Origin of the sequence: Thauera sp. K11 (assembly GCF_002354895.1) — a bacterium.
GTDB lineage: Bacteria > Pseudomonadota > Gammaproteobacteria > Burkholderiales > Rhodocyclaceae > Thauera > Thauera sinica.
On the sequence record NZ_CP023439.1, the window covers coordinates 4,189,472 to 4,203,626 of the forward strand.

Below are 14,155 nucleotides of genomic sequence, written 5' to 3' on the forward strand. Positions count from 1 at the left end.
GGTCGTTCTCAGATGCGTTCGATGATGAGCGCGATGCCCTGGCCGACGCCGATGCACATCGTGCACAGCGCGTAGCGCCCGCCGGTGCGCCGCAACTGGTACATCGCGGTGGTGGCCAGGCGCGCGCCGCTCATGCCGAGCGGATGCCCCAGCGCGATCGCCCCGCCGTTGGGATTGACGCGGGGATCGTCGTCGGGCAGCCCGAGATCGCGCGTGACGGCCAGCGCCTGCGCCGCGAAGGCTTCGTTGAGTTCGATGACGTCCATCGCGTCCAGGCCCAGCCCGGCAAGCGCGAGGACCTTGCGCACCGCCGGCGCGGGGCCGAAGCCCATGATCCTGGGCGCCACGCCGGCGGTCGCCATGGCGACCACGCGCGCGCCCGGCGTCAGCCCGTGCCTGCCGGCAGCCGCCTCGGAGGCGAGGATCAATGCGCAGGCGCCGTCGTTCACCCCGGACGCATTCCCCGCGGTCACCGTCCGCCCCGGCCCGTTCACGCCCTTGAGCGCGGCGAGCTGCTCCAGGGTCGTGTCGGGACGCGGGTGCTCGTCGGTGTCGAAGCGCTTCGGCTCCCCCTTCTTCTGGGGAACGAGCACGGGGACGATCTCGTCGCCGAAGCGGCCCGCCTCCTGTGCCGCGGCCCACTTCTGCTGGGATCGCAGCGCAAAGAGATCCTGGTCCTCGCGGCCGATGCCGAAGTCCGCGGCGACGTTGTCGGCCGTCTCCGGCATGGAATCCACGCCGTAGCGGGCCTTCATCAGCGCATTCACGAAGCGCCAGCCGATGGTGGTGTCGTGGATCGCACTGCTTCGGGAAAACGCGCTTTCGGCCTTGGGCACGACGAACGGCGCGCGGCTCATGCTCTCGACGCCGCCGGCGATCATCAGCGAGGCTTCGTCCGACTTGATCGCGCGGGCCGCGATCCCGACCGCATCCAGCCCCGAACCGCACAGCCGGTTCACCGTCGTCCCCGGCACCTCGACCGGGAAACCGGCCAGCAGCGAAGACATGCGCGCGACGTTGCGGTTGTCCTCGCCGGCCTGGTTGGCGCAGCCGAAGACCACGTCGTCGATCGCGCCCCAGTCCAGGTCCGGATGACGCTGGCGCAGTGCCCGCAGCGGTTCGGCGCCGAGATCGTCGGCACGGATGGACGAGAGGCCGCCGCCGTAGCGGCCGATGGGGGTGCGGACTGCGTCGCAGATGAATGCCTGGCTCATGATGGCCTCAGAGGTTGGAAGCAGGAGAGGTCCCGAGGGAAATCGACGCTGCGGCCGATGGCGGGGAATCGCGGCGGAGCCGCCGCTGTACGGGGAAGAGCTGCAGGCCGTACCTGGCCGCGAGCCAGCCCCAGATGCCGCGGCGCATGAAGAGCATGGTGAGCACGGCGATGGCGCCCAGCAGGATCATGTACCAGGCGCCGTAGTCGGCCATGAAGCTGCGGAGCACGAAGTAGAGGATGGTGCCCAGCAGCGGCCCCTCGATGGTGCCGACCCCGCCGATGATGACGATGAAGATGACCAGCGCCGACCATTCCATGGAGAAGGCGGCATCGGGCGACACCCGCAGCTTGGTCAGGAAGATCAGCGCGCCGATGATGCCGGTGCCGATCGCCGACGCGATGTACACCTGGAGCTTGATGCGGCCGACCGAGATGCCGATGCTCTCGGACGCGGTCTCCGAGTCGCGCACGGCGGTCAGCGCCATGCCGCGCTTGGAGCGCAGCAGCACATGGACGGCGGCGACCGAGCCCGCGCCGACCGCCAGCGCGAGCCAGTAGCTCAGCGCGCCCCGCCACCACGGGTCGACGTCCATGACGGCGGACGTGATGCTGATGCCGCTGCCGCCGCCGAGCACCGTGAAGTTCGAGAACACCAGCCGCAGGATCTCGGCCAGCACCCAGCTCCCCACCGCGAAGTAGGGCCCCTGCAGGCGGAACAGCGCGCGGGCGGACGGCCATGCCGCGAGGCCTGCCGCGATGCCCGCCAGCGGCACGGCGATGAAGGGGTTGATGCCGGCGAACAGCGTGAGCGCCACCATGGCGTACGCGCCCAGCCCGACGAAGGCTTGCTGCCCGATGGAGATCAGGCCGCCGTAGCCGGCGAGCAGGTTCCACATCTGCGCCAGCGCCAGGAAGTACAGGAACTCGACGAGCGTCACCAGGGTGTCGTCGCCGCCCCAGAAGGGCAGCGTCGCGCCCAGGACGACGAGGGCCGTCCCGGTGCCCAGGGCCGCCCGGGAGAGCGGCGTGCTGCGTTCGACGGCGAATTTCGTGTTCGTCATGATGTTTCTCCCGGCGCGTCAGTGATCGCGGGTTTTCGGGAACAGGCCCTGCGGACGGACGAGCAGGACGGCGAAGAATGCGAGGTGGCCGAAGAGGATTCCCCAGCCGGGGTCCAGGCGGAAACCCACGGCCTGGGCGACGCCCAGCAGCATCCCGCCGGCGAGCGTGCCCCACAGGGAGCCGAGGCCGCCGATGATCACCGCCTCGAAGGCGAACAGCAGTTGCGGCGGGCCGAGCAGCGGGTCGAACGCCTTCGTCATTCCGAGGATGACGCCGGCCAGCGCCACCGTGGCCGACGCGATCCCCATCGCCACCGCATAGATCCTGCGGCTGTCGACGGCCATCAACTGCACGATCTCGGGATCGTCCGACGTCGCGCGCAGCGACCGCCCTATCGCGGTGTGGGAGAACAGGAACTGCAGGCCGGCGATCACCGCCACCGCGATGACCAGCGTCAGCACCGGAAACACGCCCACCGACAGCTCGCCGATGCCGATGCTGGCGCTCGACAGCATGCCGGCATCGAGCCGGCGGGAGTCGCCGGAGAACAGTTCGAGCAGGCCGTTCTGCAGCATCACCGAGAGGCCGAACGTGACCAGCAGCGGCGGCATGATGTCGCGCCCCAGCGTGCGGTTGTAGATCAGCCGCTGCGCCCAGTAGCCCAGGATCGCGAGCGCCGGGACCACGATCGCCAGCGTGAGCAGCGGGTGCATCGGCACCACCCCGATCAGCGCCAGCGCGGCGAACGCGCCCAGGACGATGAAATCGCCGTGCGCGATATTGACGAAGCGCATGATGCCGAAGGCGAGCGACAGCCCCGTCGCGAAAAGCGCATACAGGCCGCCGAGCAGGATGCCCTGCACGACGGTGTCGATGACGTTGAGCATCGAAGTCTCCTCAATGGTGGCTGCCGAAGTAGGCTTCGGAGATCTGCTCCCGGGTCAGCGCGTCGGAGCGGCCGGCGAGCGAGACGCGGCCTTCCTGGAAGCAGTACAGGCGGTCGGCGACCCTCATGGCCTGGCCGATGTCCTGCTCGACCACGATCACCGCGGTGCCGGCGGCGACGATCTTCGGCATGCTCCCGTAGATGTCGCGGATGATCAGCGGCGACAGCCCGAGCGAGATCTCGTCGCGCAGCAGGAGACAGGGGTTCGACATCAGCGCGCGGCCGATGGCGACCATCTGCTGCTGCCCGCCCGACAGCGCGGTGCCAGGGCTGCTGCGGCGCTCCTCGAGGATGGGGAACAGCGCGTAGACCCTTTCGAGGCTCCACGGCCCGGGGCGCCCCGGATGCCCTCCCAGGCGCAGGTTTTCCTCGACCGTCAGGCTCGGAAAAAGCCGCCGCCCTTCCGGAACCAGCGCGATGCCCTGCTTGACGATCTCGTAGGGCGGCATTCCGCCGATCGGCCTGCCGCCGAACTCGATCGCCGTCCCGGCGGCCTTGTTCAGGCCGACCAGGCTGCGCAGGAAGGTGCTCTTCCCGGCACCGTTCGCACCGATGATCGACACCACCTCGCCGGCGTCGATCTCGAAGTCGATGCCGAACAGGGCCTGGAAGTCGCCGTAGAAGCTGGTGAGCCGGCGCGTGCGCAACAAGGTGGTGTTCATGCTTCGATCCCCATGTAGACCTCGCGGACTTCGCGGCTGGCCATGACGGTTTCCGGATCGCCCTCGGTCAGCAGCGCGCCGAAGTTGATGACGATCAGCCGGTCGACGACCGCGAGCAGCGCATTCACCACGTGCTCGATCCAGACGATCGACACGCCGTCCGCGCGGATCGCATCGATGGTGCAGACGAGGGCCTTGGCCTCCTGGTCGGTGAGCCCTCCGGCGATTTCGTCGAGCAGGAGCAGCTTCGGCTTCGTCGCCAGCGCCCGGGCGAGTTCGAGGCGCTTGCGGTCCAGCAGGGTCAGCGTGCCGGCGAGCTGGTTGGCGCGGTGCGAGAGGCCGGTCCGGTCGAGGACGCCGACGCAGTGCTCGTAGGCTTCCTCCTCGTCCAGCAGGGCCCCGTACATGGCGCCGACCACGAGGTTCTCGAACACCGTCATCCCCGCCAGGGGATGCGGCACCTGGTAGGAGCGGCCGATCCCCTTGTGGCAGCGGGCCGAGGGCGGCAGCGGGGTGATGTCCTCCCCCGCGTAGAAGACCTGGCCGACGTCGGGGCGCACGTCGCCGGTGATCAGGTTGAACATGGTCGACTTGCCGGCGCCGTTGGGCCCCAGCACCCCGAGCGCCTCCCCCTCGGCGAGGGAGAAGCTCAGTTCGTCGGTGACTTTCAGCGCGCCATAACGCTTGCTGGCCTGATGCAGGCGCAGTAGGGGTTCGCTCATCGCGTTTCTCCGGGGCAGTGGATCGTCGCGGGGAGCGCGTCAAAGGCCGATCGGCTTGAGCTTGTCCTGCACCGGGATCATCGTCGCCTGCGAGTTGTCGACGATGACGAGCTGGTATTTGTGCTTGCCGCCCTTGCGCCACTGGCCGCCGACGAGCGGCGTCTTCGCGACGTTCTTCACCGGGCCGCCCTGCCAGCTCACGGGACCGACGATCGTGTCCAGGCGCGTGGCGGCGATCGCGTCGCGGATCGATGCGGCGCTGTCGAGGTCCTTCGCGCGCCTGAGCACATCGACCGCGATCTCGAACAGCGCGTGTGCGAAGCCCAGCGGCTGGGTCCATTGCTTCTTGACCGCGGCCTCGTAGGCGTCGGCGAGCTGGGCCGCGGACTGTCCCGTCAGCGAGGACTTGAAGGGATGGTGCGGGGTCCACCAGACTTCCGACGACAGGCCGTCCCCATTGTCGCCGAGCGCCTCGACCGAGGCGGGGAACAGCAGCGCCTTCCCGACCGTGGCCACCTTGGGCCTGAAGCCCTTCTGCATGGCCTGGTTCCAGAACGTCGTGAAGTCCGGCGGGATGGGCACGCCGGTGAGGATCTGGACGTTGGCCTCCTTGTACCTGGCGATCTGCGCCGAGTAGTCGGCGGTGAGGTTCTGGTAGCGCCCCGGATCGACGACGGTGTAGCCATCCTTCTTCAGGACCGGCGGAAAGCCCAGCTTCGCATCGCCCCACGCGTTGCCGTCGCCGTCGTTCGGCCACAGCGCCCCGACCACCTTGTTGGTGCCCGCCCCCGCCCACATGCTGTTGAAGACGGCGATCAGGTCCTCGAGCCCCCAGAAGAAATGGTAGGTCCAGTCGAAGCCCTTCTCGGGCTTGCCGCCGCGGGTGAAGAACCAGGGCTGCCACGGCGCGACCGTCGAGATGCAGGGCTTGCGGTTGAGTTCGCACTGGTCCGAGACGGGATTGGTCGTCTCCGGCGTCGAGGACACCAGCATCAGATCGATCCTGTCCTTGACGATCAGATCGGTCGCCACCCCCGCGGCCCGGTTCGGGTTGGACTGGCTGTCCTTGACGATGATCTCGACCGGATACTTCACGCCGCCGACGTCGATCCCGGCGTCGAACAGCTTGCGCATCTGCTCGATCACGAAGTTGTCCGCCTCGGCGAACGGCGCCAGGGGGCCCGTCTTCGGCGTGACGAAACCGATCTTGAGCTTCTTGCCGCCCTGAGCGAACACGGCGCCCGGAAGGCCCATCGCGCCGGCCGCCAGCGCGGCGCCGCCCATCAGCTTCAGTGCGCGGCGGCGTTCGGAAAGGGCGCTCTGCGCCTGGTCGTTGTCGTTCATGTCCGTCTCCTCCTGTTTTGTCTCTTGTGTGGTCGTGTTCCGGCCGTCAGGCCGGGGGCGGGCGTCTTCCCGCGTAGGCGTCGCGCAGCAGCTCCAGGATGGCGGCCTGTTCGATGGGCCTGGGGTTGTAGTAGGGATTCTGCGTGGCCAGCTCCGCCGCCCGCGCCAGGCCGTCCGCCGGCATTCCGATGTCGGCCAGGGCCATCGGCGCGCCGAGCCGTTCGGCCAGGTCGTAGATGCCGGAGGCGGCCTCCGCGCCGCCGAGCGCGGCCGATACGCGCGCCATCGCCTCGGGCGCGGCATGCCGGTTGTATGCGATGGAGTGGGGCAGCACGATCGTGTGCATTTCGGCATGCGGCAGGTTGAAGGTGCCGCCGAGCGTGTGGCAGAGCTTGTGGTGGATGGCCATGCCCACCGCACCCAGGCACGCTCCGGCCAGCCAGGCGCCGTACAGCGCGTCGGACGCCGCCCCGGCGTCGCCGGGGTTGGCGACGACGCGCGGCAGGCTGGCGGCCAGCGCACGGATGCTCTCCTCCGCCATGAGGCTGATGATCGGGTTGGCATCCTGGGCGTAGAGCGCCTCCACCGAGTGCGCGATGGCGTTGATGCCGCTCGTCGCGGCGATGCGCGGCGGCAGCGTCGCGGTCAGCGCGGGGTCGTAGATGACCGACGCCGGCAGCACGCGCGCATCGCGCCCGGTGCGCTTCAGTCCGCCTTCGGTGATGCCGTAGATCGGCGTCATTTCCGAGCCGGCGAAGGTCGTCGGGATGGCGACGATGGGCAGTTCGGAAGTCATCGCGATCGCCTTGCCCAGGCCGATGGTCGAGCCGCCGCCGATCGCCACGCAGCAGTCCGCGCCCAGGTCCGCCGCGACGTGCCGCGCCTCTTCGGCCGTCTCGATCGGGACGTGCATCTGCGCCTTGTCATAGACGCCCGCGGCGCGCTGGCCGAGCAGGCGGGCGACATTTTCGGCACTGGCGCGCTGGGCCTCGGTGCACAGAACCAGCGCCGACCTGGCGCCGAGCCGCTCGACCTCGCCGGCGACCCCGGCCAGGGCGCCTTCGCCGAAGATCACCCGCATCGGCAGGCTCTGGTAGGTGAAGGCTTTCATCGACGCACCTCCTTGAGCTGCAGATCGACCCCCGTCATCGCGCGCAGCGTCTCCAGGTCGAGCCCTTCCACCATCTCGACGACCTCGGGCCCGCCGGGCCCCAGATCGATGACGGCGAGGTCGGAATAGATGCGGTCGACGCAGCCGATGCCGGTCAGCGGATAGGTGCAGCGCCGGACGAGCTTGCTCTCGCCGGTCTTGGTGAGCAGGTCCATCATCACGAACACCTGCTTTGCACCGATGGCGAGATCCATCGCCCCGCCGACGGCCGGAATCGCGTCCGGGGCGCCGGTGTGCCAGTTGGCGAGATCGCCGGTGGTGGAAACCTGGAAGGCGCCGAGCACGCAGATGTCCAGATGGCCGCCGCGCATCATCGCGAAGGAATCGCCATGGTGGAAGAACGCGCCCCCCTCGAGCAGCGTGACCGGCTCCTTGCCGGCGTTGATGAGTTCGGGGTCCTCGTCGCCGCTGGCCGGCGCCGGCCCCATGCCGAGCAGGCCGTTCTCGCTCTGCAGGAAGATCTCGCGATCCGCCGGCAGGTAGTTGGCGACGCGGGTGGGGGCGCCGATCCCCAGGTTCACGTAGGCGCCCTCGGGGATGTCGCGGGCTACGCGTTCGGCAAGCGCATCGCGCGAAAGCCGTTTGATGTTTTCCGTCATGTCCGCTCCTCAGGCCGCTTGTGCGAGGCTTTCCGCGCCCGCCACGTGGACCACGCGCTTGACGAAGATCCCCGGCGTGACGATGGATTCGGGATCGAGTTCGCCGAGTTCGACGATCCGGTCCGCCTGCGCGATGGTGGTCCTGGCCGCGCGGGCCATGATCGGACCGAAATTGCGGGCGGTCTTGCGGTAGGTCAGGTTCCCCCAGCGGTCCGCGCGGTGGCACTTGATCAGGGCGAAGTCGGCATGGATCGGCATCTCGAGCACGTAGGGGCGGCCGTCGATGATCCGCGTCTCCTTCCCCTCGGCCAGCAGCGTGCCGTAGCCGGTGGGCGTGAAGATCGCCCCGAGGCCCGCGCCCGCCGCCTCGATGCGGCAGGCGAGGTTGCCCTGCGGGACGAGTTCGAGTTCGATCTCGCCGGCGCGGTACAGCGCGTCGAAGACGTAGGAATCGGCCTGGCGCGGGAACGAGCAGATGATCTTGCGCACGCGGCGGGCCTTGAGCAGGGCCGCGAGGCCCGTTTCTCCGTTGCCGGCGTTGTTGTTGACGACCACCAGGTCGCGGGCGCCGCCGGCGATGAGGCCGTCGACCAGCGCGGCGGGCATGCCGGCCGTGCCGAAGCCGCCGATCATCACCGTGGCCCCGTCGCCCATCCCTTCGACGGCGGCGGCAACCGAATCGACAATCTTGCTGATCATGGCTGCCTCAGCGCTTGAAGTGCGGCGGGATCGCCGCATCGACGTTGACCCAGACGGATCTCGCCTCGGTGTAGTCGTGCATCGCCTCGAAGCCCATCTCGCGGCCGTAGCCCGACTGGCCCACGCCGCCGAACGGCGAACCCGGATTCACCCGCTTGTAGCTGTTGATCCAGACCATTCCCGCCCGGATCGCGCCGGCCATCCTGTGGGCGCGGGACAGGTCCCGCGTCCACAAGCCGCTGCCCAGGCCGTATTCGGTCGAGTTGGCGATCGCCAGCGCCTCGGCGTCGTCCTTGAAGGTCGTCACCGTCACGAAGGGGCCGAAGACCTCCTCCTGCGACACGCGGTCCGCCGGACGGGCGCGCACGACGGTGGGCTCGACGTAGCAGCCGGCGGCAAGCGCGGGATCGGCAGGCGGCTTGCCGCCGGCCAGGATCTCGCCGCCCTGCTCGCGGGCGATATCGACGTAGGACAGGACGCGGTCGCGATGGACCGTGGAGGTGAGCGGCCCCATCTCCGTCTGCGGGTCGAGCGGATTGCCCAGGCGGATGGATTTCGCCAGGCCGGTGAAGCGGTCGAGGAACTCGTCGGCCACGCGCTCGTGGATGATCAGCCGCGAACCCGCGATGCACGCCTGCCCCTGGTTGTGGAAGATCGCCCAGGCCGAGCCATTCACGGCCGCGGCGAGGTTCGCGTCCTCGAAGACGATGTTGGCGCCCTTGCCGCCGAGTTCGAGCTGGACCCGCTTCAGGTTGCCCCTGGATGCGTCGACGATGCGGCGGCCGACCGCGGTGGACCCGGTGAAGGAGATCTTGCCCACGCCCGGATGCTCGGCCAGGTGCTGCCCGGCGGTGTGGCCGTAGCCGATGACGACGTTGACGACGCCCTCGGGAAAGCCGACTTCGGCCATCAGCTCGGCGATGCGCAGCGTGGAGAGCGGCGTGATCTCCGACGGCTTCATCACCACGGTGTTGCCGGCGGCCAGCGCGGGGCCGAGCTTCCAGCTCGTGAACATCAGCGGGAAGTTCCACGGCACGATCTGGCCGACGACGCCGATCGGCGCGCGCTGGACGTAGTTCAGGAAGCCCGCCTCGACCGGGACCACGCTGCCCTGGAACTTGTCCGCCATGCCGCCGAAGTAGCGATAGCAGGCGGCGGTGCGCATGACGTCGATGTTGCGCGCGTCGCGGATCGGATGGCCGGTGTCGATCGCCTCGAGGCGGGCGAGCCCGTCGGCCTCGGCCTCGATGCGGTCGGCGAGCTTGAGCAGCAGGCGGCCGCGCTCGGCCGCCGCCGTGGCGCTCCACTTCGGGAACGCCCGCGCCGCGGCTTCCACCGCGCGGTCGACGTCGGCGGCCCTGGCCTCGGCGACGCGCGTGATCAGCGTATTGTCGTGGGGATTGAAGACATCGATCGTCGCCTCGTCGACGGCATCGACGAATCTGCCATCGATGAACAGCTTGTTCTGGATTGAAGTCACGGGGGCTCCGCAAGCAGGAATTGTTCGATGCAGCCGCCCTCCGGGCGCACGGACGGATCGATCGCGCGATCGTCCGGCGGCGCCCGGGGAGCTGCGCCGGTTGAACCGGGGAGGGTCAGAAGGCGACCGGGTAGGGAGGAAGCTCGCCGGATTCGTACTTGCGCACGATGTCGGGGTTCGCGTTTTCCCAGACCAGCAGCATCGACCGCTTCTTCGAGAAACCCTGGTGCGCGATGTTCGCCGGCATGGCGGCCACGTCGCCCGCCTTCATGAGGACGCGGGCGCGGGGGCGGCCGGTCTCCTTGTCGGTGATGTTCCACATGATCTCGTCGGACATCTGCATGAACCACTCGACGCGGTCATTGCCGTGGATGATCGGCAGGATGTATTCCTCCGTCGTCGGGCAGAACAGGCTGTGCTTGCACACCGACGTCACGGAAGGGTTCCAGGTCACGTCCGAGCGCGACAGGTAGGCGAACAGGTTGAAGGCATGCAGTTCTCCCTCGAAGCCGGGCTCGGCCTCGATCGTCGGCTGGTCCTGCGCCACGTCGGCGAAGGCGCGGTTGATCGGGTAGCCGTTGTCGTCGGCACGCAGCGGCGAATCGCCCTCGAGGCCCGGCATGCGCTTGGTGGCGACGCGGAAGCGGTCGATCGCGCCGAGGTTGCTGCCATGCTTTTCGCCGAAGGCCGCATCGCCCGTTTCCATCGGCGCGGCGAACGGATCGAAGCCTTCGTTGACCCAGTCGGCGAGGATCTCCTTGATGAGCCGCATGGCCGCCGGCGAGTCGAAGACCTCGACGTACGAGCGGCCGCTCCTATGATAGTGCTCGTTGAAACGGCCGGCGAAGAACTCGACGCGGCCGTAGAGATTGCGCGTCCCGAACACGTGGTCGAAATTGACGACGCCGTAGAAGAAACCCCAGGCGACGTCGCGCATCAGCGCCCGCAGGAAGGCGTCGACGCTCATCGTGTGCGACTGGTGGCCGCCATCCTCGACCGGCCACGTGATCGTGACGAAATATTCGTCGCGGGAGAAAGTGAAGGCGCCCAGCGTGAAAGTCTTGTATCCGGCGACGGTGGCGGGAATTTTTTCCGCGATTGCGTTCATGGTCTTGTCCTCGGTGATTGGCTCGATGGATTCGGGCGACGGGCAGTGATCAGCGGTAGCAGATCTCGGCCCATTTCTGGACCGTGAGATCGCCCACGATGGTCTGCTGGATCATCACCGAGGGGTTTGCGCTGCTGAACCGGTACGCCGCGCCCTTGGGCAGCAGCGCCTGATGCCCGCGCCGCAGCCGGATCGACCCCATGCGCTTGCCCTTCGGGGCGCCGCCGACCGCGACCGTGCCGTCCTTGCCCGCGGGAGCGATCGCATCCGGGCCGTCGAGCTTGACGAATTCGACGCTGACCTCGCCGTCCATGACGATGCAGAACTCGTCGTGGGATGCGGCCATCCAGCCCGACGTGCCTTCGGCCCGGATGGCCTCGATCACGTATTCGAGATTCTTCGCAACGGCGATCTTCTCGTACGGCTTCGCACGGCTGGCGACCTCGAAGACGTTCGAGAAGACGTAATTCCTGGGATCGTCGTCGATGATTTCGATATGGCCTTTTTCGAAACTGTCGAAAGCGCCGAATCGGGTAACGAATTCAGACATCGGTGTCTCCTCATGATTTGTCGATAACAGGTTTCGATCCAGCGCCTGTCTGGTCGAAACTTTATTTACACGTGCGCCAGGCGGGAAGCCGGCAAACGGTGACCGTGTCGTTCGCGAAAACCGAACGATCGGGCTGCCGGGAACGCATCGCACCGATCTTCGGAACCGGGCAGCCGGACGCGCGGGAAGCGCTTTCCCCTTCCGGGCCGGGCCCCGCCGGGGCCACGGGAACATTGCTGCTGCGCACAAAAATGGATGGAAGGCCGGTCCGGCACGAAGCGCCGCGGGCGGTCGGCGGTCGCGGCGCCGGCGGCGCGCCTGCCGCGGACCGGCAAACGGCGCGTTCGAAAAAACAGAACGACACCCGGCATGCCGGCAAACCGGGAGGCCACGCACGAAGCGAGCGTCAGACGTCCGGAACGGCCGGCAGCAGCGCTCTGGCGATGAGTTCGACGTCCCACGGCGGATCGTGCGGGAAATCGATGACGAGGTGATCGAGGAAGAGCTTGAGCCGCGTGGAATTCCTCTGGGTCTTCGGATAGACGGCGGACAGCCAATAGGGCGGATTGCGGTAGCCGCGCAAGACGGGCACGAGGTTTCCGGCAATGACTTCCCTTGCCGCCACGACGGTCGGAAGGCAGACGACGGCCATGCCTTCCAGGGCGATTTCCCTCAGGAAATGAACCGAATTGCTCTTGAACTTGGGAAGCAGTTCCACCTCGACCTTTTCGGTTCCGTCGTCGAACACCCACTTGTCCTTGGTCGGGTAGCGGGAATAGAGGCCCAGGTCGTGCGTCTTCAGATCCAGGGGATGCAGGATCGGCGGATGGCCTGCGATGTAGCCGGGCGACGCACAGAAGATCCTGCGGACCGGAAAGAGCTTGCGCTGGACGAGATCCTCCGAGATCGGCGAAAAGATCTGCAGCACGCAATCGAAGCCTTCCTTCACCGGATCGATGACCGCATCATTGACGACGAAATCGAAGGTGATTCCAGGATATTTCGCGGTGAACTTGCGAAGAAACGGCGACATGTGGCCGAGCACGAGGCCCGGCAGGCCGTGGACGCGCAGCAGGCCCGAGGGAGACCCCTTCGCATTGCGCATTTCCTCCACGATCTGGTTGGCCCGCGCGACGAGTTGCGAACACTCGTCGTAATAGGACTGCCCCACCTCGGAAAGGCGAACGTTCCGCGTACTGCGGTGAAAGAGCGGCACGCCGACGAAATGCTCCAGTTGCTGGATGCGCGTCGTCACGACCGACTTCGACACACCCAGTTGGCGAGCGACCTCGGCGAAGCTGCCCACCTCGGCAACCCGCACGAACACATCCATGCAGTTGAAGTAATCCATCCCGATCGCCTCATTCGCTTGCCGGCAAGCGCTTCCGTTCCGAAGGGCAGGACTGCTGCCCGCCCCTCACCCCGATTCTAGGCAAGGGATCGGCACCGGCCGGCGGACCTTTCGCATAGCTGCCTTGCCTGCCATACATGGCAAGGAGGATCGTTCGGCGTTCGCAATCAGGAAGGCAGGGAACCCGCTGCCGGACGAAAGCGGTCCGCCCCTGCCAGCGCGCTGCACGACCGGCGCCGGCTCACGCCGCGGGCGCGGCCTGCCCGGCGACGTCCGCGGCGTCGGAACCCGACAGGGCGGTATCCGGCCAGCCGCCCGATTCCACGAGCCTTTCGATCTGCGCACGCACGATCTGCAGGACTTCCCACAGGCCGGTCGGGACCTGGCGATTGCGTCCCTGCACCAGTCCGACCGTGCGCCAGATCTCCGGGCCGGTGACGCGCAGGGCGCGCAGGCGCCCGGCGGCGAGGTCTTCGTTCACCGCGGCCAATGGAAGCACGGTGCAGCCGCAGCCCTGCATGACCAGCCGCTTGGTCAGCGAGATCGAGCCGTCGCATTCGAGCGCGATGTCCGGCTTGAAGCCGTGGCGCACGCCGAGCGCTTCCACCAGCCGGCGCAGGCCGTGATGCGTGCTCGGCAGGATCAACGGCACCCCGCCCAGGCGCGCGACCTCGAAAGCTCCGCCCTGCAGCGCGTGGCCCGGGGGTACGACGAGATGCACACCCTCTTTCAGGAGCGGATCGAACTGCAGTTGGCCGATCTGCTCCGGCAGGTACATCACGGCGAAGTCGAGTTCGCCCCCGGCGAGCCGGTCCAGGATCTGGCTGCCCAGCGCTTCGACGAAACGCAGGCGCGTACCGGGAAAGCGCCCCTGGAGAGCATGCGCAAGCGCCCCGAACGACACGCGGGCGATGGTCGGCTGGGCACCGATGCTCAGCGCCGCGGGGCCGGAACCGCCCCGGGAACGCAGGTCGGCCGACGCCTGCTGCAGCAGGTTGGCGACGGCGGTGGCGTACTCGAGAAGGTGGCGGCCATGTTCGGTCGGCGTGACGCCGCGACCGCTGCGATGCAGCAGCCGGACCCCCAGTTCGGTCTCCAGATGGCTGATGCGGCGGCTGACGGTCGACTGGTCCGATCCCAGGTCCAGGGCGGCGCGGGAAATGCTGCCGGCCCGGATGACGCAATCGAACAGGCCAAGATCGTCGGAGTTCATCCTTGCCTCTTCAGAATCGTGCCCGGCAGCGC

General features: G+C 68.0%; 14 protein-coding genes. All 14 read right to left on the reverse strand.

The window, feature by feature from the left end; genetic code table 11:
• Window positions 1–8 precede the first annotated feature (8 nt).
• Window positions 9–1,214, reverse strand: coding sequence for a 3-oxoadipyl-CoA thiolase (pcaF, locus tag CCZ27_RS18290; protein WP_096450612.1), 1,206 nt, complete (start codon window positions 1,212–1,214; stop codon window positions 9–11).
• A 7-nt stretch (window positions 1,215–1,221) separates the two neighbouring features.
• Window positions 1,222–2,277: a branched-chain amino acid ABC transporter permease gene (locus CCZ27_RS18295; RefSeq protein ID WP_096450614.1), complete on the reverse strand. Its 1,056-nt coding sequence runs from the start codon at window positions 2,275–2,277 to the stop codon at window positions 1,222–1,224.
• Between the two features lie 18 nt (window positions 2,278–2,295).
• Entirely contained in the window at window positions 2,296–3,165 is an 870-nt protein-coding gene (locus CCZ27_RS18300) for a branched-chain amino acid ABC transporter permease (protein ID WP_096450616.1), read from the reverse strand.
• Window positions 3,166–3,175: 10 nt separating this feature from the next.
• A complete protein-coding gene (locus CCZ27_RS18305) occupies window positions 3,176–3,886 on the reverse strand; it encodes an ABC transporter ATP-binding protein (protein WP_096450618.1) in 711 nt (236 codons plus the stop codon).
• Window positions 3,883–4,608 (reverse strand): ABC transporter ATP-binding protein, encoded by a 726-nt coding sequence (locus tag CCZ27_RS18310; RefSeq protein ID WP_096450620.1) that lies wholly within the window; start codon window positions 4,606–4,608, stop codon window positions 3,883–3,885. Before CCZ27_RS18310 ends, CCZ27_RS18305 begins: the two co-directional genes overlap by 4 nt.
• A 39-nt stretch (window positions 4,609–4,647) precedes the next feature.
• Window positions 4,648–5,952, reverse strand: coding sequence for an ABC transporter substrate-binding protein (locus tag CCZ27_RS18315; protein ID WP_096450622.1), 1,305 nt, complete (start codon window positions 5,950–5,952; stop codon window positions 4,648–4,650).
• A gap of 46 nt (window positions 5,953–5,998) precedes the next feature.
• Window positions 5,999–7,063: a maleylacetate reductase gene (locus CCZ27_RS18320; protein ID WP_096450624.1), complete on the reverse strand. Its 1,065-nt coding sequence runs from the start codon at window positions 7,061–7,063 to the stop codon at window positions 5,999–6,001.
• On the reverse strand, window positions 7,060–7,722 hold the full coding sequence (locus CCZ27_RS18325) for a 3-oxoacid CoA-transferase subunit B (protein WP_198363179.1): 663 nt from the start codon (window positions 7,720–7,722) through the stop codon (window positions 7,060–7,062). The genes CCZ27_RS18320 and CCZ27_RS18325 overlap by 4 nt, the downstream gene beginning before the upstream one ends.
• Window positions 7,723–7,731: 9 nt before the next feature.
• Entirely contained in the window at window positions 7,732–8,421 is a 690-nt protein-coding gene (locus CCZ27_RS18330) for a 3-oxoacid CoA-transferase subunit A (protein WP_096450626.1), read from the reverse strand.
• Between the two features lie 7 nt (window positions 8,422–8,428).
• A complete protein-coding gene (locus tag CCZ27_RS18335; protein ID WP_198363180.1) occupies window positions 8,429–9,901 on the reverse strand; it encodes an aldehyde dehydrogenase family protein in 1,473 nt (490 codons plus the stop codon).
• Window positions 9,902–10,016: 115 nt separating this feature from the next.
• A complete protein-coding gene (locus CCZ27_RS18340; protein ID WP_096450628.1) occupies window positions 10,017–11,009 on the reverse strand; it encodes a hydroxyquinol 1,2-dioxygenase in 993 nt (330 codons plus the stop codon).
• Window positions 11,010–11,058: 49 nt separating this feature from the next.
• The gene (locus tag CCZ27_RS18345) at window positions 11,059–11,559 is read right to left on the reverse strand and encodes a cupin domain-containing protein (RefSeq protein WP_096450630.1); all 501 of its coding nucleotides are present in this window, start codon (window positions 11,557–11,559) and stop codon (window positions 11,059–11,061) included.
• 406 nt (window positions 11,560–11,965) lie between these two features.
• Complete coding sequence (locus tag CCZ27_RS18350; RefSeq protein ID WP_096450632.1) at window positions 11,966–12,910, reverse strand: LysR family transcriptional regulator; 945 nt, start codon at window positions 12,908–12,910, stop codon at window positions 11,966–11,968.
• Window positions 12,911–13,151: 241 nt separating this feature from the next.
• The gene (locus CCZ27_RS18355; RefSeq protein WP_096450634.1) at window positions 13,152–14,123 is read right to left on the reverse strand and encodes a LysR family transcriptional regulator; all 972 of its coding nucleotides are present in this window, start codon (window positions 14,121–14,123) and stop codon (window positions 13,152–13,154) included.
• Between the last annotated feature and the right edge of the window lie 32 nt (window positions 14,124–14,155).